Raw genomic sequence first — 24837 nt, 5'->3', positions numbered from 1 at the left:
AAGCAGCCAGCCGCTGCTGGATTTAAAGATAACCCTCGCCAGCCTCTGCGGCGAAGCGGCCCGGATCGCCTTCCCAGACGATCCGCGCGTGCTCAAGCACATAGACGCGATCGGCATGCGGAAGCGCGAACGTCACGTTCTGTTCGCCCAGCAGCACGGTGATGTCAGTGGTCTGGCGCAACCGCTCGAGCGCCTTTGACAGCGTCTCCAGGATGACCGGCGCAAGACCCAGCGTCGGCTCGTCGAGGATCAGGATCTTGGGCTGCATCATCAGCGCGCGTCCGATCGCGAGCATCTGCTGCTCGCCGCCCGAAAGCGTCTGTGCCAGCTGGCCCTGACGCTGTTTGAGGATCGGGAACAGCTCGAACAGCCAGGCGAGTTGCTTGGCCCTGTCCGCGTCGGTGAGGTGCTGGCCGCCGAGATCGAGATTTTCCCGCACCGTCATCTCGCCAAACAGCTCACGCGATTCCGGACATTGCACGATGCCGCTGCGCGCGATCTTTGCCGGGCTCGTGCCGCGCAGCTTTTCGCCGTCGCGGATGACCTCGCCGTTATAGGGCAAAAAGCCGGAGATCGTGTTGAACAGCGTGGTCTTGCCGGCGCCGTTCAATCCCACCACCGAGACGAATTCGCCATGATGGACGTGGATCGACACGTTCTCCAGCGCCTGGGCCTTGCCGTAGAACACGCTGACATTTTCGACCTGGAGCAGCGGGACCTTGTCCTTGAAGGAGTTTTCGGGGCGCGCCGCCGTCTCGATCGCGCCGCCGAGATAGACACGCCGAACCGTCTCGTTGCGCATGACCTCGTCGGCGCGGCCGGTGACGATTTCCTCGCCGAGATACATCGCGAGCACCCGGTCGACCAGGGCCGCCACGCTCTTGACGTTGTGATCGACGAGCAGCACCGCGCGGCCTTCGTCGCGGAAGCTCTTGATGAGTTCGGAGAAGGTGCCGACCTCGGCGAGCGTCAGCCCGGCAAAGGGTTCGTCGACCAGCACCACCTTGGGATCGCGCGCGATGGCTTTGGCGAGTTCAAGGCGCCGCAAATCGGCGAAGGGCAGGGTGGGCGGACGGCGGTCCATCACCGCGCCGAGGCCGACGCGATTGGCGATCCACTTGGCGCGCTCGGTCAGCGCCTTGTCCGGAAACAGCATCAACAGGCTGTCCGGCAACAGCGCCACCATGATGTTTTCCAGCACCGTCTGCCGGTTCAGCGGCCGCGAATGCTGAAACACCATGCCGAAGCCCTTGCGCGCGATCTTGTGCGCCGGCAGGCCTGCGACATCCTCGCCCTGGAAGACGACCTTGCCCGCGGTCGGGCGCTCGATCCCCATGATCGACTTCATCGCGGTCGACTTGCCGGACCCGTTCGGGCCGATCAGGCCGAAGATCTCGCCGGCATGAACGTCGAGATCGAGGTTCTTGACCGCGGTCAAGCCGCCGAAGCGCTTGGTAAGGCCGCGGACTTCCAGCACCGGCGCGTTGTTGGTGGTCGTTGCGTCCATTATGAGCGCCCCTCATGCGAAAGGGCTGCGCCCAGGAAGCCGCCGGGAAAGAACAGCACGACCAGAAGCGCGACCGCCGAAACGATGAAGGTCGCAAGCTCGCCGGTCGGCCTCAAGAATTCGCCGGCGACGATCAGGAAAATCGCGCCGAGCGCTGCGCCCAGCACGGTGCGGCGTCCGCCCAGCACGGCGGCAACGATCACGTTCACGCCGACCGCGATATCGACAACGGTGCCGACCGAGGCGGTGCCCATGTAGAACACCAAGAGCGCGCCGGAGAGGCCGGAGAAGAAGGCCGAGACGATGAAGGCCGCGAGCTTGTGCTTGACGATGTTGAAGCCGAGCGCCCCGGCCTGAACCGGGTCCTGGCCACTCGCCTGCAGCACGAGGCCGATCGGCGATTGCGCCAGGCCGTAGAGGATGAGCGCGCTGATCGTCATGAAGCCGAGCGCGATCCAGTAATTCGCGCCGGCGTTGATCGTGATGACGTCGGGAATGGTCAGGCCGATTTCGCCGCCGGTGAGATCGGCGAACACGACGATGAAGTTCTGCAGGATCAGAACCGCGACCAGCGTGGTCAGGCCGAAGTAAGGTCCGCGCACGCGCAAGGCCGGCAACGCCAGAACGAGCCCGGCAATCACGGCAGCAAGCGCGCCGAGCACAATGCAGGGATAGACCGACCAGCCGGTCTGGGCGTTCAGAATGCCGGCGGTATAGGCGCCGACGCCGATCAGGAAGGTCGGGCCGAAATTGACCTCGCCGGCAAAGCCGAACAAGAGATCCCAGGACATCGCGAACACGCCGAAGTAAAAGGCGACCGTGAGCAGGCCCAGCACGTAGCCGGACATATAAAGCGGCAGGGTCGCTGCAACGATCACGATCGCGATCGAAATGAAGAAGAGCCGCGATTTAAAGAAGCTTGCCATCAGCTAGTGCCCACCTTCCGAAGTTCGTCCTCTGTCGCAGCGCCCACCTAGCGCCTCCCGAGCAGGCCTTGCGGCCGCACATACATCACGGCGACAAGCAGCAGCAGCGCCGGAATGGTCCGGTAGGCCGGCGAGATCAGATAGGCCGTGATGGTTTCGAGGTAGCCGACAACGAAGGCTGCGATCAGCGATCCGGAGACGCTGCCGAGACCGCCCAGCACGACGATCGAGAACGCGCTCGCCGTCAGCGGTCCGACGCTGTAGGAGCTTACCCCCAGGAACATGCCGAGCAGCACGCCGGCGATGCCCGCCAGGATGCCGTAGATCCCCCAGACCACGAGATAGATGCTGCCGAGCTCCAGCCCGAGCAGGGTGACGCCGCGCGGGTTCATCGACGCCGCCAGCACGGCCTTGCCGGTACGGGTGCGGTTCACGAGCAGCCAAAGCAGGCCGATCGAAACGCAACAGACAACGGCGGTGAATATTTCGTTTTTCGTCGTCCGTTCGCCAAAGATATTGACGACCCCTTCGACGATCGGCAGCACGGTCTTGGCATTGTTGGTGAAGAAGTAGGCGATCAGTTCCTGGATCATGATGCCCCAAAGCAGCGTGCTGGTGAGGATGAAGATTTCCTTCTCCTCCGTGGCGATGCGGCGTGACTTCTGGATCGGCTGCACCACCGCAAAATAGGTGGCGAAGGAGGCCACCACGGCGACCGCCACGCCGAGCAACGCGCCGGAATAACTGCCGAGGTGAAGCACGCTTGCTGCCGCCCAAGCGGCCACCGCCGCCAGCACCATGATGGCGCCGTGCGACAGGTTCAGCACGCCGGAGACGCCGAAGATGAGGGTAAATCCGGTCGCACCCAGCGCATAAAGCGCGCTGATGGCAAAACCGTCGATCAGAATTTGTAACGCAAGCATTGATACGAGTGCCCGTTTTCCGAAGTTCGTAATCCCCGCTGCACCCTCTGCACGAACTTCGGAAAGCAAAGGGCACTCGCAAATCTCTGATGTTTTCAGCGCCGTCTTCTATTTGAAGTTCCTGGTTGGACCCGCGGCGAGTAATGCAGGAACTTCAAATAGACGGCACTGCCCGCGGCAGCCCCCGCTGCCTATCCCTTCAAGACAACTTTACGCCATGAAAATGCTCCCGGGGAAAGAATCCCCGGGAGCACCTTCCGCAAGTTCAGTTCGTCGTGACCTTGATGAAGCTCGGGAACTTCAGTTTGGCCTTGGCGACGTCCGATGGCCAGACGGCGACCTGCTGGCTATCCTGCCATTGCAGCATCAACCCGGTGATGAGCCCCTTGCCGTACTTGATCGAGTGCGTGAAGGGGTCGTCCTTGCCATAGAACTGCGTGCGGCCGATGGTGCCGACCCAGTCGGTCTTTTCCAGCGCCGCGACCAGCTTGTCGGCGTCGGTCGAGCCGGCGCGCTTCACGGCGTCGGCGATGTAATAAACTTCGTCATAGGCGGTGTAGCCGCAATAGGACGGGAAGTTGCCGAACTTCGCCTTGAAAGCCTCGGTGAACGGAATGCTCTTGGGGGTCACCGCCACGCCCGTCCCCGACACGCCCTGATAGATCACCCCTTCGGAGGCATCGTTGGTGTCCTTGCTGAAGGTCGAGTTGGTGGCCTGCGAGGAGATGCCGAACATCGGGATCGGCACTTGCTGGTTCTTCCACTGCACGGTCGGCTGCACGCCGACATGCGAGATGCCGGTGATGATCACGTCGGGCTTGGAGCCCTCGATCTTGTTGAAGATCGGCGTGAAGTCGGTGGTGTCTGGCGAGAAGCGGATGTGGTCGAGCACCTTCAGCCCGATCTTGGGCAGGCAATCCTCGTAGCCGATGTCGAGCGGCTTGGTCCAGGCGGCGTCCTCGCTCATGATGACGGCGGTCTTCATGTGCTTCTGGTCGACGAGCAGATCCTTGGCGGCGTCGCACACCGACTGCGCCAGCGCAGCCGAGGTCAGGTAGCCGTGGAAGGTGTACTTGTTCTTCTCGTAGTCGGCGTGGACGGCCTTGCTGATCTCGTTGGAGGCCGCGCCCGGCGTGATGAAGGGCGTCTTCAGGCGCGCGGCCCAGGGCTCCAGCGCCAGCACCACTTCGCTGATGTAGCTCGCGATGACGATGTTGACCTTGTCTTCGTTGACCGCGCGCTGGAAGGCGCGAACGGAATCGGCGGACGAAGAGTGGTTGTCATAGGTGATGATTTCGATCTTGCGGCCGTCGACGCCGCCCTTGGCGTTGATCTCGTCGGCTGCGAGCTGAGCGGCCTGCGGGATCGAGGCGCCGGCGATCGCCTGTGCTTCGGCGATGACGCCGATCTTGATCGGGTCGGCGGCGAGTGCCTGGCTCGAGGCCAGCACCAGGCCGAGGGCCGTCGCGCCGAGCAGCGAACGGAATGTTGTCGTCATGATATTTCTCTCCCTTGATCTCGGCCTTGGCGGCCTTTGACGTTATTGTAGCCTCGCCTGCGTCCCCAGCAAGCGAAACGCTCAAACCGTTGCCGTGGTACGACCCGGCTCGCCTCTTGGAAAGACCAAAATCGTCGCAGCCGGTTTGCTTTCGCGCCAGCGTTAACGCCCCGAGCCGCTGCCTCCAGGGAATATTTTCTGAAGGTGCTTTTTCTCTTCGGATTCAATGGATTACAAGGTCGCTCGTTCCGGCCGTGATTGGCAGGATGGCATCGGCCGATGAGACGAAAGGATAAAGCGCGAAGGAGCGCGTCAGGTCCTTTCCCGAATCAATGATAGGACTTGCGCATGGCTTCTCACCAGGCGTGCTGCCATCTTCTTTCGGTCGGGAACCGACTGAAACGACGCTCTGCCAATCGCATCGGCGAGCGCAATAGATCATTCTCTCCGCATCTTAATCACCGGTGGCGTTTCTTCAGGTATCCATGATTGCAACCGCGCGCGTCCAGCCCGCGGAAGCGCGTTCGATCTTCACCGGAAAACAGCACACCATGAAGCCGGTCGAGGGAAGAAGCTCCAGATTGTGCAGCTTCTCGATGTGGCAATAGCCGATGTGACGCCCGGCCTTGTGGCCTTCCCAGATCAGGCTTGCATCCTTCGTCTCGGCGTATTTCTTCGCGGTGAACACGAACGGCGCGTCCCAGCTCCAGCCGTCGATGCCGGTCAGGCGCACGCCGCGCTCGAGCAGGTACATCGTCGCCTCATAGCCCATGCCGCAGCCGGAATTGACGAAGTCTGCCTGGCCGTATTTGGCGCCGGCGCTGGTGTTGACCACGACGATCTCGAGCGGCGACAGCGTATGGCCGATGCGCTTGAGTTCGGCCTCGACATCATCAGCGGTGACGACATAGCCGTCGGCGAAATGCCGGAAGTCGAGTTTGACCGCGGGCTGGAAACACCATTCGAGCGGCACTTCCTCGATGGTCCAGGCGCGCTCGCCGCGGTTCATGGTCGGATGGTAGTGGTAGGGCGCATCGAGATGGGTGCCGTTATGGGTCGAGAGCTGCACCGTCTCCATCGCCCAACCCTGGCCGTCCGGCAGATCCTGCGCCTTGAGACCCGGGAAAAAGCCGAGCATGCGCGGCAGGCTCTGCTGGTGATCGTGATATTCGATGCGCGGATTGATGCCCGGCGGATCGGCCGGAACGTCGTTTTGCAGCGGCACGGAAATATCGATCAGTTTTCGCGCCATGGCGCTCCCTCATCTTCTGTTTGATGCATTGTGAGGGGTTAAAGGCAGGGGCTGTCAAGCCTTGCCCGCAAGGAGCCGGATCGGGGCAGAATCCGCTCCGTGCGGCGAATGATATTTTAAGATTCCGTCAGCTATTTCTATTTCCGACGCCTAGTGTCCCGATTCCGAAGTTCGTATCATTTTTCGGAGCCACGTTTCGACGAACCCGCGGCACAAATGATGCGAACTTCTGAACCGTCACACTAGCCGATTTCCTTATTAATTCCCTTGTCGGTTCCTCGGGCGGAATCGGATCAGCAGCCTGGTTGCGGTGGCGACATGAAAGCGAATGCCAAATCCGCCGCACTGGTCAGCCTTGCGATCGGGGCGGGTTTGGCCGGCTGGTCGTATTTCAGGAAACCGGTGCATGTCGATGCACACCGGCATACCCGCCAGATCATACTGCACTACACCTTGAGCCGGGTCGAACAGCCCATCATCGTGCTCGGTGACAGCATCACGGAAGCATCGACGCTGCCTCGGACACTATGCGATCACGCCATCGTCAATGCGGGGCTGGACGGCGCTTCCACGGCAAGCGATCTCGGGACATGGCTACGCGAGACGCTCAATGGCCGCCGCGCCGCGGCCATCATGATTGCGCTCGGCACCAACGATGCGCTGCAGGGACGCGAGCAAAAGGAGTTCGAAGCGAATTACGGATCGCTCCTCGCGCAGCTCAAGGATGCGACCGATCATCTTGCCGTACTCGGCATTCCCTCAATCGAGGTGCGCGGGCGCATGCCGCCGGACTACCAGGCCGAGACCATGAAGCGCATCGATGCATTCAACGCGATGCTTCCGGCTTTGGCGAACAAGGGCGGCGCGGCTTTCGCCGCGCTGCCGCCCATGCCGGCCCCGCATACGATCGACGGCGTCCACCTCGATGCCGCAGGTTATGCCGTGTGGGATGCGGCCGTGCTGAAGGGTGTGTCTGGCGCATGCAGCAAGCCGTGACGCCTCCCGAGGAAACGAACAAGCTGCTCGGGCTGGAAGCCCTGCGCTTTCTCACGGCGTTCGCCATTCTCGTCTTTCACTATCGACATTTTGCCTTCGTCGCCGACCAGCCGGTGGGACTTGAACCGGAGCGTCTGCCGCTTTACGGGACCTTCCGGTGGTTACACGACTCCGGCGCTTTCGGCGTCTGGGTGTTCTGGTGCATCAGCGGCTTCATCTTCTTCTGGAAATACCGCGACCCGATCGCCGAGCGCGCGGTCGGCGGCTGGAAGTTCTTCACGCTGCGCTTCTCGCGGCTCTATCCGCTGCATCTGGTGACCCTGCTGTCGGTCGCACTGTTGCAAACTGCTTATTTCGACCTGCGCGGCTCGTTCTTCGTCTACCAGGCCAATGACCTCCAGCATTTTCTCACCCAGCTCTTCATGGCGAGCGAATGGGGAATCACGAAGGGCGAAAGTTTCGACGGTCCGATCTGGTCGGTCTCGGTCGAAGTGCTGGTCTACCTCCTGTTCTTCCTGATGCTGCGCGCGACGCGGCTGTGGCTGTTGAACGTCGTTATCGTTGCGGCGTGTCTCGCCGCCGCCCATCTGAGCGTCGGCGAACTGTTCGTCAAGGTCACCAATTGCCTTGCGCTGTTCTATGCCGGCGGGCTTGCGGCGGCGGTGCGGCGCGCGGCCGATACCTCGCGCTTGAGGACGGCGATCGAAGCCTGCGGCTGGCTGGCTGCGGTTGTCGTCATGCCGCTCGTGATCTATGTCTTGCGCGATCAGCTCGACCGTTTCGATCTTCCGCTGTTCGTCGGCTTTACGCCGATCCTGCTGTTTTGCCTGTCGCGCAAGATCAATCTGCCGCGTCCGATGCAGGCCGTGATCGTCTCGGCAGGCAACTTGACCTATTCAAGCTACCTGTTGCACTTCCCGCTTCAAATTGCGATCGTGCTGTGCTTTGCGCTTTCGGGCCGCCCAGTTCCGGTCTACAGCGGCGCGTTGTTCGCCGTCTATCTCCTGACGACGCTGCTACTCTCTTATTTCACGTTCCGCTATTTCGAGGCGCCGGCTCAGCGCTTCATTCGCGAGGCATTTCGCCGGACACCCGATGCAGCATTCAGGCAAGCTTCATCAGCTTGAGCGCCGCGAGGCCATTCGGGCCGTAGGGATTGCCGAGGCTTTCGCACATTTCGAAGTGGTTGAAGTCCGGCGCTTCGACTAGCTCGACCGGTTTTCCGGCGGCCTTGACGGCGGCGGCAAAGTCACGCGACTGGCGCTGGAATTCGGGCGTCTCGAAGGTCCCGTAGGTGACGGTGATCGGCGCGCGCAAGAGATCGATGTGGCGGATCGAACTCATCGACTGCTCCATGCCGTCGTCGAACTTGACGTATTTTCCGCGCGCGGAAAGCCGCACGGCCTTGAGATCGTAGAGGCCGCTCATCAGAAGGCCGCCACTGATCATGTCGGCAGGCAAGCCGAAATCCTTCTGCCAGTCGGTCGTGACAGCGACGCCGGCGAGATGGCCGCCGGAGGAATGGCCGCCAACATAAAAGCGCTTGATGTCGCCGCCGAAAGCGGCTGCGTTCTTGTAGAGCCAGGCGATGCCGCGTCGGACCTGGTCGGCCATCACCCTGATATCGCCGTTGGCCTCGTCGACATGGATGAAATCCAGCACGACATAATTGACGCCGGCGTTGACGAAGAGGTCGGCAGGGTATGCGTAACCCTTCGCGGTGCCGCGCAGCCAGCGTCCGCCGTGAATGAACACGAAGATCGGAGCGTTCGGCGTGCGCGCCGGAAAGACGTCGAGGCCTTCGACCGGGGTCGGCCCATAGGAAAATCGCCTGGGCGCGCCGAGCCGCTTTCGCGTCGTCTCGCTGATCGAGGCGAAGCGCTTGCGGAATTGGCCGATCGTGGGTGCATAGAAGGACTGATCGTAGGCCGCGTCCAGTTCGACCTGATCCATGTCCATCCAGACTTTTGCGCCTTTCTCGTGCGGCGGCGGCCCGATCCGGCATTCCTCGGCGAGTGCAGGCGTGGCGGCGATCGCCGCCGCTGTACTGAGCAGGGAACGACGTGTGATCGCGCCCGGCTTCACTTGTGGAACGTCCCCCATGCTGGCCCCCGATCTCTCCGCGACACAATACGAATGTTAGAATCGGACCACTAGTGCTCCGATTCCGAAGTTCGTATCATATTGCGGCTCCACGTTTACGAACTTCGGAATCAAAAGAGCACTAGCCAATTATATGATTCTAGTGCGGTTTAGAATTTGAAGTTCCTATGACGAGGTCACCGCGAAACTGATAGGAACTTCAAATTCACCGCACTAGCGTTGCCATGCCGGTGTCCGGCGGCCGACCATGGCGCGCGCTCCCCGATTATTCTTGATTTGCGAGATTCCGTAGCAAAAGGCCGCAAGGCGGTCAAAACGAGGCGCACGGCCACGCGCAAGACCGTCGCTGAGCGGTAGGAAATCGCTAACCAAGGGCTGCGCTTGCCCGCCGGCAGCAACCCGGAATTTAGCCGATTGGCGGTAGACTTGCCCACGGACGAGCAGGGGCTTTCTCTTGAACATCGAAGGCATGTTGACCAGGGATGCCGGTGCGGCGAGCGCCAGCTGCGGGCGAGATCGGTCGGTCGACGCCGCTCCGGTGCGATCGCGCGTATCGGCGTTTTCGCGCGCCGAGTGGATGTTGACCACGCTGCTGGTTGCTTGCGCGCTCGCCGTCCTCGGTTATCATTCCTTGAATGAACAGCTGCGGTCCGATGAGCTGTTCACCACAAGCCTCTTGAGCGCGGCGAGCCTGCCGAAATTGTGGAAAGGCATTGCGCTCGGGCTCGACGGCAATCCGCCGCTCTATATGACGGTGGCATGGCTGATCGCCCATTCCCTGCCGAAGCTGGTGTCATCGGTAGCTGCGCTGAAGCTTGCGAATCTTCTCGCGGCCGCGTTCGGCGTCGCGGTGCTTGGTCAACTTGCGCGCCGGGTCGTTTCGCCCGCGGCTGCGTGGATCGGCGCGCTGCTGTTCGTGACGCTCAGCAACGGATTCATTTATGACGCGTCCGTGCTCCGCCACTACGCCCTCTACTTTTTGTGCGCAGCCCTGGCGGCGCTGTTTCAGCAACGGTTGATCGAGCGGCGCCGTCGATCGGATGTCGCATGGCTGGCGCTCGCCAACGTCGCGCTGGCGATGTCGCATACCCTCGGAAGTGCCTACGTCGGCATCATTGCGTTCGCGGGATGGTTGAGCCGGCCGCGCGGCGACAGGACTTTGCTGCTGCCGATTGTGATCGCCGTTGTTCCCGCCGTGTTGGCCGTGGTTGCCTGGAGTCCCTTTCTGCTGGAGCAGCTTCAGGTCGCAAAGCCCTACGGCTGGATCGTGCCGCCGGGGCTGCCTGAGCTGATCGACACGGTTTTCGGGTCGGCCATCATGATGTGGATCTCGATCTTCGAGGCCACCTGCCTGAGCTCGGCGGCCGTGCTGGCACTCAAACAGGATAACGCGCGGCTTCGTACCGTGATGATCGATCCGGCAGGGCAGCCGCTACGCTTCGTGGTGCTGGTACTGGCCGGCGTAACCGGATTCACGTTGGCGGGCTGGCTGATTTCGCGGACGTTGTTTCCGTTGTTCGTTATTCGCTATTTTACGCCGCAGCTTTTCACGGCCTATGCGTTGCACGTGGCGTCCGGCGAATGGCTGATCCGTCATCGGTTGCAATATCGGATGGCGATCGCGGCGGTCTGCGCGATGCTGGCGCCCTTGATCGTGCACAATGTCATGTTTCACGCGCAGAACTCCGTTCAGGGAAAGAATGTCTGCGTCGGCGCAGACGGCGGGTTCTTCGAGGACAGTTTCGTCGACGGCAAGCTGCCTGTTATCGTCGATTCAACGCACCTGTTCCTGCCGCGCTCGACCTACGCCGCGCACGGTGAAGCCTATCGTTTTCCGCTGGATTGGGACGTCGTTCTGAAATACCCGAACCGGTCGCGCGGTAACGCAGCGGACTTCAACTTGATGCAAAGACTTCAAACGTGGAAACCGGAGCCGCGGGTCGTAACCACCGACGACATCCTGAGGGTCTACCCGCGGTTCCTGGTCCTCGAGCAGCGGGCGTGGTTTCTCAACCTCCGAACCACTCATCAGGTCACCGCCGAGAAACTCGCGGAGTTCACCCCGACGGGGCCGGATGAGGTTCCTTGCACGCTGTGGAAGGTCACGCGCGTCGAGCCTCGCCAATAAGGTTCAATCCGGACGGGCGTAAGGGTTTCGTTAACCATTTTTAAGGGAGACTGAACGGGCCTCTTCTCAAGACGGGTGAAACACCATGATTGAGCTTGATGTCCTGAGCCGCGAGATCGATGTGCTGATGGCCGAGCAGCGGGAGGCCTGGTGCCAACTTGCAGTCCCGACGCTCACTGCCTTCGACCGCCGCGAGATCCGCAACCGGATCCGGCAGAGTGGAATCGAATTGCGGGATCACCTGAGGGTGAGGACCGAACGGCTGATTTTCCGGCCGCGCCCGGCCGAGCCGCCGGTCGACAGCCTCGCCAGCTTCAGCTTCCGCCTTCTCTAGGAACAGATTTTTTTCAGCTCTCCCGTGGGGAGAGGTCGCGCCCAACGGGTCGCGCGAATGCGCGCCCGATGACAGGCTCCGGCGCGGGTGAGGGGGTAGGGAATACGGAAAGACCGTAACCCCTCACCCCAACCCTCTCCCAAGGGAGAACTTCAATCGTGGCTAAGGTTGAATCTTAGAACTCGAAGTCGTCGGTCGACTGCCGCGCCAGCGCGCGCAGGTCGGCGACCGTCCCGCGTACGGCGTTGCAGCGCCGGCAATGGACGGGAGCAGCGTCGCCGGCATTCGCCGGGTCGATCGGCTTGATCGACAGGTTGCCGCAGACCTCGCAGACGATCTTCATTCCGGACTGCGCTTCACTGGGATGATCGAGCAGGCTCATGGCCGTTCCTCAGCCGATGATCGCCGAAGCGAAGATGCTGACGGACGTGAACGTCGCCGCCACGCGGCCGTATTCTCGTTTTATGCCGATCGCCGCAATGATAGCGCCGAACTGCTCGCGCAACCGGGCGAGATCGGTCTTGCGGCCCTGAATATAGGGACCGTACAGCACGTCGCGCCGGCGCTCGATCAGCTTGGCGATCATCGTCGCCGCCAGGAATACCAATGCCGGATAAATGAGAATTTCGATGGTCATTTTTGGCCCCCGCCGTTCTTATTTTTAGCCACCGGGGGACAGCTATGAGCCCGAAGCTTTAAGGCTCCGGCCGTTCGCAAAAATGCAATTGAAAGACCGGATTAGGAAAGCCTAAACCATGCCGCCGCGCGAAACTCAGGCGATAGAAAACATTCAGTGCATCACGTGCCGCGGCAGCCACAGCGAGACTTCGGGAATGTAGGTGACAGCCATCAGCACCAGGAACATCACGAGGTAGAACGGCCAGATCTTCCTCATTACCTGCTCGATCGTGACTTTGCCGACGGCGCAGCCGACAAACAGAATCGAGCCGACCGGTGGATGACAAAGACCAATGCCGAGGTTGAGCATCATGATCATCCCGAAGTGAACGGGATCGACGCCGAAGTTCTGCATGACCGGCAACAGGATGGGGGTCGCGATCAGGATCGACGGCGCCATATCGACCAGCGTGCCGAGGATCAACAACAGCACGTTGATCAGCATCAGGATCACGTACTTGTTGCTGGAGATCGACAGGAAGAACGCCGTCATCTTGGCCGGCATCTGCGTCAGCGCCATCACATAGCCGACGCTGGAAGCGCAGGCGATCAGCGTCAGCACCATCGCGACCGTGCGTAGCGTCCGGTGCAGGAGCACGGGAAGGTCGTGCCACTTGTAGTCGCGGTAGATGAACATGGTGACGAAGAAAGCCCAGATGCAGGCGACAGCGCCGGCTTCGATCGCGGTGAAGACGCCGCCGAGGATGCCGCCGAGAATGATCACGAGCGTGATCAGACCCCAAGCCGCATCGATGGTGATCCTGATCGCATCCTTCATCGGCACGGTCTGGCCGCGCGGGTGCTTGTCGCGATAGGCGAACACCAGGCAAAGAACGATCAGCGAGAAGCCGAGCAGAAGACCGGGAAAGACGCCGGCCATGAACAGCGCGCTGATCGAAATGGTCCCGCCGGTTGCGAGCGAGTACAGCACCGCATTGTGGCTCGGCGGAACGAGCAGTGCCTGAACGGAGGAGGTGATCGTCAGGTTGGTGGCGAAGACGCGCGGAAATCCGGTCTTCTCCATTTGCGGAATCATCACCGAGCCGATCGCCGAGGTGTCGGCGACGGCCGAGCCGGAAATGCCGCTGAGAAACGTCGTGGCGAGCACGTTGACGACGGAAAGCCCGCCACGGACGCGCGTGAAGCCTACCAGCACGTCGGCGAACGCGACCAGCCGCCGCGCCATGCCGCCTTCGGCCATGATCGCGCCCGCCAGCACGAAGAATGGAATCGTCAGCATCGCTACCTTGCTGACGCCGTCGGAAATCTTCAGCATCACCGCTTCAAGGGGAATGCCGATCGACCAGGCGCCGGCGATCGCGGCGAAGGCCAGCGAATAGGCGATCGGCATGCCGATGAGGAAGCAGAAGATCATGGTGCCGAGAAGAACGAGGATATCCATGGCCCGATTCCCTGAGCTTCACTCGACCGACGCGGCTTCGCCGTGGGCGGGCGTGGTCTGATCGTGGTCGGCGGGGGCGCCGAGCCATACCCGCTCGATGATAAACAGAAGCAGGCAAGCGCCGCCGATCGGAATTGGCAGGTAAGTGACGCCGACCGACAGGAAGGGGAATTCGGCAATCGTGTTGTACCAGGTCACTTCGACGAGCCGCTCGCCCCATACGACCATGAACAGCGCAATCAGCGCCATCAGCAGTTGAACCAGGAGTTCGAGCAGTTTGCGGAATGGCGGCGGAGCCTGGTTGGCGAAATAGCCGACGTTCATGTGCAGGTTAAGCCTATAGGCCGCGGCAGCACCGATGAAGGTCAGCACGATGGTCAGGAGAACTGCCATTGGCTCCGGCCAGGAAGCCGCGCTGTTGAGCACATAGCGGGTGAATACCGCCCAGGGAATGATCGCCGAGATCAGCACAAGCGCGAGGCAGCCGACGATGACGCACAGCAAATAGAGCAGGTCCATCGCGCGGCGGAATGTGGCTGCCATGGCGTTACGTTCCCCCGTTTGACTGGTCGAGCAAAATGCACGGATCGTTGGGTTCGTCATCGCGAGCGAACAGAAAGCGAAGCGATTCAGGATTCCTTGCACGTCGTCATTCCGGAGCGCGAGTAAAACGAGCGAAACCGGAATCTCGAGATTCCGGGTCTGGTCCTTCGGACCATCCCGGAATGACAAAACGGCTCGATTGCTTCGTCGCTTACGCTCTTTGCAATGACGGAATCCTGGACTGACCGCACACGACGGCGCCACGCCATCACGCAATGGCCTGAATGCGCTTGATCATGTCCTGATATTTCGGGCCGTACTTGTCCCAGACCGGCTTGACCGCGTTCTGGAACGGCGTCTTGTCGGCGACCTCGATGATCTGGCTGCCGGCGGCCTTGGCCTTGTCCAGCGCCTTCTGCTCGTACTGATTCCAGAATCCGCGTTCCTCGAGCTGCGCTTCGCGGGCGAATTTCTTGATCAGGTTCTGATCGTCGGCCGACAGCGTGCTCCAGATGCGCTTGGAGAACACGAGCACTTCGGGAATCACGAGGTGCTCGGTCAGCGTGACGTATTTGGCCGCGGTATAGTGGTTGGAGAAGACGTAGCTCGGCATGTTGTTTTCCGCGCCGTCGATCACGCCGGTCTGAAGCGCGCTGAACACCTGGTCGTAGCCCATCGCGACGCCGTTGCCGCCGAGCGCGTTCATCATGTCGATGAAGATCGGATTGCCGATGACGCGGAATTTCAATCCCTTGATGTCTTCGATCGACTTGATCGGATGTTTGGTGTTGTAGAGACTGCGCGCGCCGGCATCCATCCAGCACAGCGCGACGAGATTGGCGTTCGGGCTCGCGGTGATCTTGTCGAGCAGTTCCTGGCCGATCTCGCCGTCCATCATCTTTTCAGCGTGCGCGGTGTTCTTGAACAGGAACGGCATGTTGATGACGTTGATGGCGTCGACGATCGGCCCCATCGTGCCGACACTGACGCGCGACATCTGGATCGCGCCGATCTGGGTCTGCTCGATGGTTTCCTTTTCGCCGCCGAGCTGCATCGACGGATACATCTGGATCGCAAGCCGGCCTTGCGTCGCCGCGGAAAGCTTCTTGCCGAGATTTTCGGTGGCCGCGACGGTCGGATAGCCCGGAGGCTGAACGTCGGAAGCCTTGAAGACCGCCTTGGTTTGCGCAGCCGCGCCGAACGGCAGGCCGCCGGCCAAACCCGCGGCGCCGAGACCCGCGCCAAGCTTCATGAAATCGCGACGCTGCATTGCTGTCCTCCCACCTGTTCGAATGCGCGGCCATTTCCTGACGTGTTTTTATCGTTGCAAGCAAGCCGCCCACGGCCGGACAAATCCAAAACAAAGTCTACCGGATTTGCCGGCTCGCCGGGGCTGTGCTAGACTTGTATGATGACCCGACAAGCTTCGTCAAGCTCGCCTCCGAACGACGCCACGCAGCGTCAGCGCGCGCGGCTGCTTCGCCCCCTCGACGCGCCGAAGAGCCTGAGTTCCGAGGTGGTCGACCGCCTGGCCGAGCAGATCATGTCGGGCAAATTGCCGGCCGGCGCCAAATTGCCTTCGGAACAGGAAATGATGAAGGGCATGGGCGTCAGCCGCACCGTCGTGCGCGAGGCAGTGGCGGCGCTGCGGGCGCGTGGCCTTGTCATCACGCGGCAAGGGGCGGGCGCCTTTGTGGATCGCGACTCCGGCCGGCAGCCCTACGCGATTGATCCCGAGGGTCTTGGATCGCTCGATAGCGTGCTCGACATTCTGGAATTGCGCATGGCGGTGGAATCGGAAGCCGCCGCGATTGCAAGCGAGCGCGCCACGGCGACGCAGATCAAGGCGATCGGGGAAGCCCATCGCGTCTTCAGCCGCGCCATTTCAGGCGGCGAGCGTGCGATCAAGGAGGACTTCGCCTTCCACCAGGCGATCGCGGCTGCCACGCAAAACAGCCGCTTTGTCGAGTTTCTGGATTTCCTCGGCCGCCTGATCATTCCGCGGCAAAGCATCCGCTCGTTCGAGGGGACGGGCGAAGGCCTGCAGCAATATCTCGCGCGCATCGGACGCGAGCACGAGGCGATCTTTCAGGCGATCGGCGCCCGTTCGCCGAAGAAGGCGCGCGAGGCCATGCGCGGGCATCTCGTGAAAAGCCGGGAACGATACCGCGAACTGGCGTCGAGGAAATCGACCGTGTAAGCGTAGCGACATGAAACTCAGTCAAGTGACGCTGCCCGCGAGCGACCTCGCCACTTCCATCGCCTTCTATGAAAAGCTTGGATTCGTGCTGATCGTGAAGGACGGTGACTACGCGCGGCTGGAAAATCCTCAGCGCCTGCAAAAATCTTAAGGCAAGCAAAACCCTCATGGTGAGGAGGCGCGTTAGCGCCGTCTCGAACCATGAGGCCCCGATATCGGCCTCATCCTTCGAGACGCCGTTTTCGCGGCTCCTCAGGACGAGGAAATAGGGAACTGGGGCTAGGCTTATGTTGCCGGATCGAGAAAGCCGGCTTGCGCGCGCAGCGTCGCGTGATCCGCGGCCGTGAGAAGGTCGATCAAAATTCGCGCCTCGCGCGCTTGAGCCGCCTTCTTGGTAATGGCCGCCGTATAGACCGTCGCGAGATCGCACCCTTTCGGCAGGGCGCCGGAGAGCTTTATGCCCTTGGTCGCGATGATCTCGGTGGCCTGCGTGCAACCAATCGGGCGTTTCGCGTTGCTTTCGGTCATCTGCCACATCGCGGTCGCGCCATTCGGGTAGATTCTCTGTCGGCTTGCGACCTCGCCGGCGATGCCGAGTTGGGCCAACACTTTTGCGACATGAATGCCGGCGGTGGAATGTTTCGTGTCGGGTACGAAGATCGCATCCGCCGCTAGAAAGACGGCTCGCAGGCTTGCGGCATCGCCGGCCGAGACCAGCGGATCGGACTCGCGCACCGCGAGTGCGGTTTCGACCTTGCCGACATCTTTTACCGATGCGCCGTCGGCCAGCTTCTCGTTCACGAGCGCCGCGATCAGGGCAGAGGTGAGAATGAGGATGTCGGCGGGCGTGCCCTCGCGCAATTTATCGGCCATCGCGCCGACAGCGCCAAAATCGCCGGATATGTGGAGGCCGGTCTGCGCCTTGAACTTTGGCGCGAGGCTGCCGACGAGGCCTTGCGCCGCGCCGCCGCTCAGGATCTTGATGTCACTCACGACGAAAGCTCCATCGCCGCGATCAGGCGCTCGCGCGTGATCGGCAGGCTTCGCAGCCGCACGCCGAGCGCATCGAACACGGCATTGGCAATCGCGGCGGTCACCGGACCGTGCGCGGCTTCGCCGGCGCCGACCGGATCGATCTCGGGGCGCGAGATCACTTCGACCTCGACGTCGGGCACTTCGGAAAAACGCAGGATCGGATATTCGGTCCAGGAATTGCTGGTGATGCGCGTCTTGTCGAAGCGCACGCGCTCCTTCAGCACCCAGCTCGTCGCCTGGATGGCGCCGCCCTCGATCTGGTTGACAACGCCGTCCGGATTGATGGCCTCGCCGACATCGACGGCGAGCGTCAGCTTCCGTACGCGGATATCTTCGCCGACTTCGACTTCGGCAACCGCCGCGCAGTAGGCGCCGGTGGTTTTGTAACGCGAGAAGCCGATACCGTAGCCCACATCGTCCTGCTTTGGCGGTTTCCAGCCGGCGCGGCGCGCTGCCGCCTCGACCACATCGCGCGATCTCGGATCGGACAAATGACGCAGGCGAAACGCGACCGGGTCTTCGCCGCGCTCAAAGGCGAGTTCGTCGAGCACGGACTCGATCGCAAAGGTGTTGCCCTGCGCGCCCAGCGTTCGCAGCGCCGAGGTGCGGACTGGCATCACGGTCAACCGGTGCGCTTCGATATGCCAGGCCGGAAAATCATAAAGCGGAATCGAGTTGCGGTCGGAACCGCCGCCGCCTGCGCTGGGCGGGTCGACCGAGATGGCGCGCGGAAACGGCGTGGCGAGTTCGCTGGCCGCCAGCAGCGTGGGCTGGTCGGCGCGACCGGGACGCGCGGTGTGGCCATTGCCCCAGATCGTATGACGCCAACTGGCGATCTCGCCGTTGGCATCCAGACCAGCTTCGATCTCGATCGCCATCGCCGCGCCAAACGGCGCATGCGACATTTCATCGGCGCGCGACCACTGCACGCGCACGGTCCGCCCGGGCGTGGCCTTCGCCAGCAGAGCGGCGTCCAGCGCGACGTCGTCGGCGCCGTTATGGCCGTAGCAACCGGCGCCTTCCATGTGTTCGACAAGGATGTTTTCGCGCGGCAGCCTGAACACCAGCGCCAGGTCGGAGCGGAGATTGTAGACGCCCTGGCTGTGGGTCCAGACGCGCAGGCAATTCTCATCCCATTGCGCCATGGCGCAGGATGGCGCGATCGAGCCATGGGCAATGTAGGGCCGGTGATATTGCCGCTTGATCGTGCGCGTTACCGCGACGGGCGTGGCGGCCTCTTTGCTGGCGATCACGGCCGATGTGGCCGGTTGCCGTTTCAGCCAGTCGGCGAGATCGTCCTCATCCGGCAATGGTTCGCGCGACGACCATTTAGCGCCCTTGCGCAGCGCGGTCACGGCGGCCTCGGCCGCCGCTTCGGTTTCACAGACGATGCCTAGAAAATTGCCGTCGCGTACAATTGTGATGAGCCCTTCGGCCTTGCGCGCACGCTCTTCGTTCAACTCCACCAACGTCGCCTGCGGAAGCTCGGCGCGCACCACTCGGCCATGCAGCGTGCCAGGCGGGAGCGAGTCGTGAATGAAGCGCGGGCGGCCGAACACCTTGTCGGGAATATCGAACCGCGGCAGCGAGTGGCCTGCGAGCGTGCGCTGCGCGGATGATTTCGGTTGCGCGCCCCCCGTCGCGTCGCGGTCGAGCGAAATCTCGCTGGCCAGTTCCCAGTAACTGGTCGAGACGTTGCCGGGGCCGGCCATGGTACCGTCGGTGATCGTCAGCACGTCCGGCGCGACGCCGAGCCGCTCGGCGGCCGCATCCAGGAAAATCTGGCGTATTTCCGCGCAGGCAAAGCGTATGGCGCGCCCGGAGTGTTGCACCGAAAGGCTGCCGGACGTCACGCCCTCATTGGGGCTGGCCGGGGTCGAGGTGCGCACCATCTGCACGCGCGCGATATCGACATCGAGCTCGTCGGCGGCGATTTGCGCCAGTGCCGTGACGATGCCCTGGCCGATCTCGACCTTGCCGGACGAGACGATCACCTTTCCGTCGGCGGCAAAGTTGATCCACGACGACAGTTTGGGATTGGCCGCAAGGCTTGGCGGCAAGGATGGCGCTGCGGGTTTGGTCGTCATGATGCACGCATCTCGGCTGCCGCGCGCAACACGGCCCGCACCATGCGATTATGCGAACCGCAGCGGCAAAGGTTGCGGTCGAGCGCGGCCTTGACCTCCGCGCTGGTCGGATCGGTGTTGCGCTTCAACAGCGCCGCCGCGCTCATCATGATGCCTGAGAGGCAATAGCCGCATTGCATTGCCTGCCCGGCGATGAAAGCGCGCTGCAATGCGTGCGGCTGCTGCTCGGTGCCGAGTCCTTCGACCGTGGTGATCGTCTTGCCTGCGACCGACCACAGCGGCGTGTCGCAGGACATCAGCGCATGATCGTCGACAAGCACCATGCAGGCGCCGCATTCGCCGGAGCCGCAACCGAAATGAGAGCCGGTCAGGCCGAGCGGGCCGCGCAAGGCGGTGAGCAAGGGAGTGTCGGGATCGGCATCGATCTCGGTCTCGACGCCATTGAGGCGAAAGCGAAGTGTAGGCATTGAGAGCGGAAGATCCTGTTCTTTTTTATTAGTTCTGGTTTTATTAGTTGCGGCCGGTAAAAGTTCTGGCGACCTCGGCCCATTTTACAATATCGCCGCGCAGGAATTTGTCGAACGCTTCCGGTGTCATCGACATCGGAATCGCGCCCTGATCGGCCCAAACCTTGACGACCTGCGGCCGCTTGATGATTTCGTTCACGGCAGCGTTGAGCTTGTCGACGATGGCCTTAGGCGTGCCTTTGGGGGCCATCAAGCCGAGCCAGATGGTTGCCTCATAGCCGCTCACACCTGCTTCTTCCGCGGTCGGCACGTTCGGCAGCGCCGCCGATCGGGTCTTGCCGGTGGTGGCGAGTGCGCGCACCTGGCCCGCGATGACATTCGGCGCCATGGTCGTCACGGAATCGATCATCATCTGCACCTGTCCGCTGATGACGCCACTCCGCGCTTCGCCGCTGTTGCGATAGGGCACATGGACGACATTGATGCCGGTCATGGATTTGAGCAACTCGCCGGCCATGTGATAGGGCGTGCCCGTGCCGGAGGACGAGTAGTTCAGTTTGCCCGGCTGCGACTTCGCCAGCGCGATGAATTCCTTCAGCGTGGTCGCGGGCACGGAGGGGTGCACGACGATCACGAGGTCGGCAATATTGATCGGCGCAATGGGGACCAGATCGCGCATCAGCTCGTATTTGCGCGTCGGCATCAGCGATTCATTGGCGGTCTGGGTGTTCGACATCAACAGCAGCGTGTAGCCGTCGCCCGCCGACTTCACGACTTCCTGCGTGCCGATTACTCCGCCGGCGCCGGAACGGTTCTCGATCACGAAAGGTTGTTTGAATTCTTGCTGGAGCGCGTCGCCGAGCACGCGCGCCGTCACGTCGGCCGGTCCCCCGGCGCCGAAGGGGACGATGATCCGCACCGCGTGGGTCGGATAATCCTGCGCGTTCGCACCGATCGGAGCAAATGCCAGCGCCGCAAGGAAAGCAGCCGCCAGCGCCGCGATGCGTGCGGCGCTTCTGCGCGCGGTCGTCCGCCGATCAGTGGACCTCAAAGCCTTCACTGCCGCTCCCTCGCGCCCCTTGCTTGTCCGGTGGGCGCCTTCGTTTCGTGTTTTGGCGCGAATGCCGGGTCAAGTCCAGCGATGCAGCGATGGACTTGGACTTCACCGACGGAATAAAATGCCGCAGGTTCAGCCGACGCACTGCCGGCCGATAGAAGAAATCGGGGAAGCAATGAAAAAGATAGGAATTTCCCGACGGGAGGCACTCAAGGTTGCCGGCGGTCTGGCGGCGGGAACCGCATTCTCCACCCGCGTGTTGGCAGCGGCGCCGCCGTCCGAGCCGGTGACGCCGGCCCTGATCGAAGCGGCGAAGAAGGAAGGCCAGGTCGTCTATTACACGTCGGTCGATCTGCCGGTTGCGGAGAAGCTAGCGAAGGCGTTCGAGGCGAAATATTCCGGCATCTCCGTGCGAGTCGAGCGCACAGGCGCCGAGCGCGTGTTTCAGCGTATCGGCCAGGAAGTATCCTCTAACATCCACGCGCCAGACGTGGTGAATTCGTCGGACGCCTCGCATTTCATCGTCTGGAAGCGCGATGGTCTTCTCGATGCCTACGTGCCCGAAGACGTCGCGAAATTCTATCCCGCCGAGCAGAAGGATCCAGATGGCCAGTTTGCGAGTTGGCGCGTCTTCCTTTCCATCATCGCCTACAACACCAGGCTGGTGAAGGCGGAAGAGGCGCCGAAAAGTTTTGCCGATCTGCTCGATCCGAAATGGAAGGGCAAGATCGTCAAGGGCCATCCCGGCTACAGCGGCACCATCATGACCGCGACGTACGCGCTGCAGCGCGATCTCGGCTGGACGTTTTTTGAGAGGCTCGCCAAGCAGAATGTCATGCAGGTGCAATCCGCTGCCGATCCGCCGAAGAAGCTCGATCTCGGCGAGCGCGCGGTGATGGCCGACGGCAACGAGTATAGCATTCTGCAGTTCAGGGATGCCGGGCATCCGGTCGAGCCGGTCTATGCGACCGAAGGAACGCCTGTCATCGTCGGCCCCAACGGCATCTTCAAGGCCGCGCCGAATCCCAATGCCGCAAGACTGTTCCAGTCGTTCTGTTTCACGCGCGAGGCGCAGCAGCTCATCATCGATGTCGGCGGCTTGCGCTCGCTGCATCCGCAGGCCAGGGAAAAGCCGAACTGGATTCCCTTGAAGGACATCAAGATCCTGAAGGATGATCCCGCGGCCGTCGAACAGCAGAGTGCCAGCATCAAGCAACGTTATACCCGCATCTTCCGCGTCTGATCTTTCGGAGCCGCTTTCATGACCGCCGAGCTGCCGAAAGTCTCAGTCGCCGAAACACTTGCCGGGAGGATCGCGTCGCTGAAGCCCGGCCTGTTGCCGGAAACGACCGCGCGCAAATGCGAAGACTTGCTGGTCGATGTCGTCGGTCTTTGCGTCACCGCGCGCAACGAAGATTACGTCAAGGCCGCGCTTGCCGGCTCCGACGACGACGGTCCCTGCACCGTGATCGGCCATGCCCGCACGCTGACGGCCTCTGGCGCGGCGTTCGTCAACGGCACGGCCGCGCATGGCGAGGATTTCGACGATACGTTTGAAGGCGGTCCGGTGCATGCGGGTGCGGTGATCGTGCCGGCCGTGCTCGCGGCCTGCGAACGCCATCATCCGGATGGCAAAAGCGCGCTGACCGGCATTGCGGTCGGCACCGAGGTGCTCTGTCGTCTCAGCCTCGTGGTACCGAAGGCCGTGCACAAGGCCGGCTTTCACCCGACCGCGATTTTCGGTGCGATGGGGGCGGCCGCCGGCGTCGGCGCAGCGCTGGGGCTTGGCGCGAAGCAGATCGTCGACGCGCTCGGCATTGCGGGCAGCATGGCAGGCGGCATCATCGAATATCTGGCCGAGGGCGCCTGGACCAAGCGGATGCATGCCGGCTGGGCGGCGCAGTCGGGCATTCGCGCGGCATTGCTTGCGAAACAGGGCTTCGTCGGCCCTCGTACCGTGTTCGAAGGCGTGCACGGGCTGTTTCACGGTTTTGCCCATACCACGAGCGGCGACTACGACGTGCTCATCGGCGACTTTGGTGCGCGCTGGGTTACCGATACGCTGGCGTTCAAGCCGTATCCCTGCGGGACGATGGCGCAGCCCTATATCGATTGCGCCAGGCGGCTCGCCGCGCGTGGCATCAGGTGCGAGGATGTCGAAGCGATCTTGTGCGAGGTCGCGGAAGGCACGGTGCATCGGCTGTGGGAGCCGTTGGCCGACAAGCAGCGTCCGCGCAACGGCTACGCCGCGAAGTTCGCCGTGCCTTATCTGCTCGCCACCGGTTTCGTGCGTGGCGGCGTCGGGCTTGGCGCATTCACCGAAACTGCGATCCGCGACGAACGCGTGCTCGCGCTCGCGGCCAAAGTGAAATTCGTGATCGACCCGGACAATCCCTATCCGAACAACTATACCGGCCACATCAAGGCGACGATGAAAGACGGCAGCGTGATCGAGGAGCGGCAGCCTTATCTGCGCGGTGGCGCGCAGGAGCCGCTGACGCGGCAGGACGTTGCGGACAAATTTACGCTGAACGTTCAACACGGCGGCTGGAGCAAGGCGCAGGGCGAGGCGGCGCTGAAATCGCTGGCGACGCTTTACGGCGGGAAGATCGAATTGGCGACGCTGAGAGCTTAGTTTTCGTCATGCCCGGCATCATGCCGGGCATCCACGTCTTTCTTTCTGGTTTTGAAGACGTGGATGGCCGGGACAAGCCCGGCCATGACGCGTGGAGGGGCGCGACATGGAACGCAACGAACTCACCGGCAAGGTCGCGATCGTGACGGGTTCGGGACGCAACATTGGCCGCGCCATTGCGCTGGCGCTGGCCGATGACGGCGCGTCCGTCGTCGTCAATGCGCGCAGCAACCGCGATGAGGCGAAGGCGGTCGCGCGCGAAATCGAAACGGTCGGCGCGAGGGCGCTGGTCCATGTCGGTGATATCGCCGATCCCGCCGCGGTGCAGGCGATGGTCGATATGACGGTCAAGGAATTCGGCCGCATCGACATCCTCGTCAACAATGCGGCGCTTCGGCGGGAAAAGCCATTCTCCGAGATGACCTATGCCGATTGGCGCGAGGTGATGAACGTTGTTCTCGACGGCACCTTCCACTGTGTGAAGGCGTGCCTGCCGCACCTCAGGAACAGTGGGGCAGGGACCATCGTCAACATCGGAGGTCTGAGCGCGCATACCGGCGCCAGCGATCGCGCCCATGTGGTGACGGCAAAGGCCGGCATCGTCGGTTTCACCCGTGCGCTCGCCCATGACCTGGCGCCGGACGGGATTACCGTCAACTGCGTCGTGCCCGGTATTATCGGCACGCCGCGGCCGAAGAACACGCCGGAACCGGCCCACCATTTGATTCACCGGACGATCACCGGCGAGCGCGGCAAGCCGGAAGATGTCGCGGCCGTCGTGCGTTTCCTGTGCAGTCCGGCCGCGCGCTACATCAATGGCCAGGCGATCCACGCCAACGGCGGCGCCTATTTCGGCGGGTGAAGCCTCGCCGATCTGCATGGCTTTTCCGCCTTCTGCGCAGGAAATGCGCTGGCGACTCCGCTATTCGGTGCTAATCATATCAGTGGAGTGGATTTGGCATTCGCTACCCGTCTGGCTGCGAGTTCATCTAGCGAATGCCAAATCCAAAACTCCACTGAAAACCTATATTTGCTAGTGGTCCTTTTGATTCTAACATTCGCAAAA

General features: G+C 62.2%; 24 protein-coding genes. 9 read left to right on the top strand and 15 right to left on the bottom strand.

What is annotated here, in order from left to right; translation table 11 throughout:
• Positions 1-22 precede the first annotated feature (22 nt).
• The 5 genes from M6D32_RS17005 to M6D32_RS16985 all read right to left on the bottom strand — a co-directional run bounded on the left by M6D32_RS17005 (position 23) and on the right by M6D32_RS16985 (position 6106).
• Positions 23-1507: an ATP-binding cassette domain-containing protein gene (locus M6D32_RS17005; RefSeq protein ID WP_298258246.1), complete on the bottom strand. Its 1485-nt coding sequence runs from the start codon at positions 1505-1507 to the stop codon at positions 23-25.
• Entirely contained in the window at positions 1507-2433 is a 927-nt protein-coding gene (locus tag M6D32_RS17000) for a branched-chain amino acid ABC transporter permease (RefSeq protein WP_298258243.1), read from the bottom strand. The genes M6D32_RS17005 and M6D32_RS17000 overlap by 1 nt, the downstream gene beginning before the upstream one ends.
• A gap of 47 nt (positions 2434-2480) precedes the next feature.
• Positions 2481-3356 (bottom strand): branched-chain amino acid ABC transporter permease, encoded by an 876-nt coding sequence (locus M6D32_RS16995; RefSeq protein WP_298258241.1) that lies wholly within the window; start codon positions 3354-3356, stop codon positions 2481-2483.
• A 265-nt stretch (positions 3357-3621) separates the two neighbouring features.
• Positions 3622-4854, bottom strand: a complete 1233-nt coding sequence (locus tag M6D32_RS16990; protein ID WP_298258238.1) for an ABC transporter substrate-binding protein — start codon at positions 4852-4854, stop codon at positions 3622-3624.
• Between the two features lie 475 nt (positions 4855-5329).
• Positions 5330-6106, bottom strand: coding sequence for a cyclase family protein (locus tag M6D32_RS16985; RefSeq protein ID WP_298258236.1), 777 nt, complete (start codon positions 6104-6106; stop codon positions 5330-5332).
• Positions 6107-6424: 318 nt separating this feature from the next.
• Here M6D32_RS16985 and M6D32_RS16980 point away from each other — a divergent pair, with 318 nt between their 5' ends.
• Both M6D32_RS16980 and M6D32_RS16975 read left to right on the top strand, forming a co-directional pair.
• A complete protein-coding gene (locus tag M6D32_RS16980) occupies positions 6425-7102 on the top strand; it encodes an SGNH/GDSL hydrolase family protein (protein ID WP_298258234.1) in 678 nt (225 codons plus the stop codon).
• Entirely contained in the window at positions 7087-8229 is a 1143-nt protein-coding gene (locus M6D32_RS16975; protein ID WP_298258232.1) for an acyltransferase, read from the top strand. The genes M6D32_RS16980 and M6D32_RS16975 overlap by 16 nt, the downstream gene beginning before the upstream one ends.
• Here M6D32_RS16975 and M6D32_RS16970 read toward each other — a convergent pair.
• Positions 8207-9205: an alpha/beta hydrolase gene (locus M6D32_RS16970; RefSeq protein WP_298258230.1), complete on the bottom strand. Its 999-nt coding sequence runs from the start codon at positions 9203-9205 to the stop codon at positions 8207-8209. The genes M6D32_RS16975 and M6D32_RS16970 overlap by 23 nt on opposite strands.
• Positions 9206-9659: 454 nt before the next feature.
• On the opposite strand from M6D32_RS16970, the gene M6D32_RS16965 reads away from it, so the two are divergent.
• Both M6D32_RS16965 and M6D32_RS16960 read left to right on the top strand, forming a co-directional pair.
• Complete coding sequence (locus M6D32_RS16965) at positions 9660-11333, top strand: hypothetical protein (RefSeq protein WP_298258228.1); 1674 nt, start codon at positions 9660-9662, stop codon at positions 11331-11333.
• 85 nt (positions 11334-11418) lie between these two features.
• The gene (locus tag M6D32_RS16960; RefSeq protein ID WP_298258226.1) at positions 11419-11667 is read left to right on the top strand and encodes a hypothetical protein; all 249 of its coding nucleotides are present in this window, start codon (positions 11419-11421) and stop codon (positions 11665-11667) included.
• Positions 11668-11842: 175 nt separating this feature from the next.
• On the opposite strand, the gene M6D32_RS16955 is transcribed toward M6D32_RS16960, so the two are convergent.
• The 5 genes from M6D32_RS16955 to M6D32_RS16935 form a co-directional block, all read right to left on the bottom strand.
• Positions 11843-12049, bottom strand: a complete 207-nt coding sequence (locus tag M6D32_RS16955) for a hypothetical protein (protein WP_298258224.1) — start codon at positions 12047-12049, stop codon at positions 11843-11845.
• A 9-nt stretch (positions 12050-12058) separates the two neighbouring features.
• Positions 12059-12304: a hypothetical protein gene (locus M6D32_RS16950; protein WP_298258222.1), complete on the bottom strand. Its 246-nt coding sequence runs from the start codon at positions 12302-12304 to the stop codon at positions 12059-12061.
• 153 nt (positions 12305-12457) lie between these two features.
• On the bottom strand, positions 12458-13747 hold the full coding sequence (locus tag M6D32_RS16945) for a TRAP transporter large permease (RefSeq protein WP_298258220.1): 1290 nt from the start codon (positions 13745-13747) through the stop codon (positions 12458-12460).
• Between the two features lie 18 nt (positions 13748-13765).
• Positions 13766-14290, bottom strand: coding sequence for a TRAP transporter small permease (locus M6D32_RS16940; protein WP_298258218.1), 525 nt, complete (start codon positions 14288-14290; stop codon positions 13766-13768).
• 268 nt (positions 14291-14558) lie between these two features.
• On the bottom strand, positions 14559-15560 hold the full coding sequence (locus M6D32_RS16935; protein WP_298258216.1) for a TRAP transporter substrate-binding protein: 1002 nt from the start codon (positions 15558-15560) through the stop codon (positions 14559-14561).
• A 141-nt stretch (positions 15561-15701) separates the two neighbouring features.
• On the opposite strand from M6D32_RS16935, the gene M6D32_RS16930 reads away from it, so the two are divergent.
• Together M6D32_RS16930 and M6D32_RS16925 are read left to right on the top strand one after the other, a co-directional pair.
• Positions 15702-16490, top strand: coding sequence for a FadR/GntR family transcriptional regulator (locus M6D32_RS16930; RefSeq protein WP_298258214.1), 789 nt, complete (start codon positions 15702-15704; stop codon positions 16488-16490).
• Between the two features lie 10 nt (positions 16491-16500).
• Positions 16501-16641, top strand: a complete 141-nt coding sequence (locus M6D32_RS16925) for a VOC family protein (RefSeq protein ID WP_298258212.1) — start codon at positions 16501-16503, stop codon at positions 16639-16641.
• 134 nt (positions 16642-16775) lie between these two features.
• Here M6D32_RS16925 and M6D32_RS16920 read toward each other — a convergent pair whose 3' ends face one another.
• From M6D32_RS16920 to M6D32_RS16905, 4 genes are read right to left on the bottom strand one after another with little or no spacing between them, the layout of a single operon-like run.
• Entirely contained in the window at positions 16776-17483 is a 708-nt protein-coding gene (locus tag M6D32_RS16920; RefSeq protein WP_298258210.1) for a substrate-binding domain-containing protein, read from the bottom strand.
• Positions 17480-19612 carry a molybdopterin cofactor-binding domain-containing protein gene (locus tag M6D32_RS16915; protein ID WP_298258208.1) on the bottom strand — a complete coding sequence of 711 codons (2133 nt, stop codon included), beginning with the start codon at positions 19610-19612 and terminating at the stop codon, positions 17480-17482. Before M6D32_RS16915 ends, M6D32_RS16920 begins: the two co-directional genes overlap by 4 nt.
• The gene (locus M6D32_RS16910; protein ID WP_298258206.1) at positions 19609-20079 is read right to left on the bottom strand and encodes a (2Fe-2S)-binding protein; all 471 of its coding nucleotides are present in this window, start codon (positions 20077-20079) and stop codon (positions 19609-19611) included. The genes M6D32_RS16915 and M6D32_RS16910 overlap by 4 nt, the downstream gene beginning before the upstream one ends.
• A gap of 43 nt (positions 20080-20122) precedes the next feature.
• Positions 20123-21082 (bottom strand): tripartite tricarboxylate transporter substrate binding protein, encoded by a 960-nt coding sequence (locus tag M6D32_RS16905; RefSeq protein ID WP_298258299.1) that lies wholly within the window; start codon positions 21080-21082, stop codon positions 20123-20125.
• 229 nt (positions 21083-21311) lie between these two features.
• Here M6D32_RS16905 and M6D32_RS16900 point away from each other — a divergent pair, with 229 nt between their 5' ends.
• The 3 genes from M6D32_RS16900 to M6D32_RS16890 all read left to right on the top strand — a co-directional run bounded on the left by M6D32_RS16900 (position 21312) and on the right by M6D32_RS16890 (position 24633).
• A complete protein-coding gene (locus M6D32_RS16900; protein WP_298258204.1) occupies positions 21312-22379 on the top strand; it encodes an extracellular solute-binding protein in 1068 nt (355 codons plus the stop codon).
• An 18-nt stretch (positions 22380-22397) separates the two neighbouring features.
• The gene (locus tag M6D32_RS16895) at positions 22398-23771 is read left to right on the top strand and encodes an MmgE/PrpD family protein (protein WP_298258202.1); all 1374 of its coding nucleotides are present in this window, start codon (positions 22398-22400) and stop codon (positions 23769-23771) included.
• A 106-nt stretch (positions 23772-23877) separates the two neighbouring features.
• Positions 23878-24633, top strand: coding sequence for a 3-oxoacyl-ACP reductase family protein (locus M6D32_RS16890; protein WP_298258200.1), 756 nt, complete (start codon positions 23878-23880; stop codon positions 24631-24633).
• Positions 24634-24837 lie beyond the last annotated feature (204 nt).

The sequence above is a fragment of the Bradyrhizobium sp. genome (assembly GCF_027307225.1).
GTDB lineage: Bacteria > Pseudomonadota > Alphaproteobacteria > Rhizobiales > Xanthobacteraceae > Bradyrhizobium.
The sequence above is the reverse complement of the archived record's forward strand: the minus strand, read 5'-3'. Positions and strand labels throughout refer to the sequence as shown.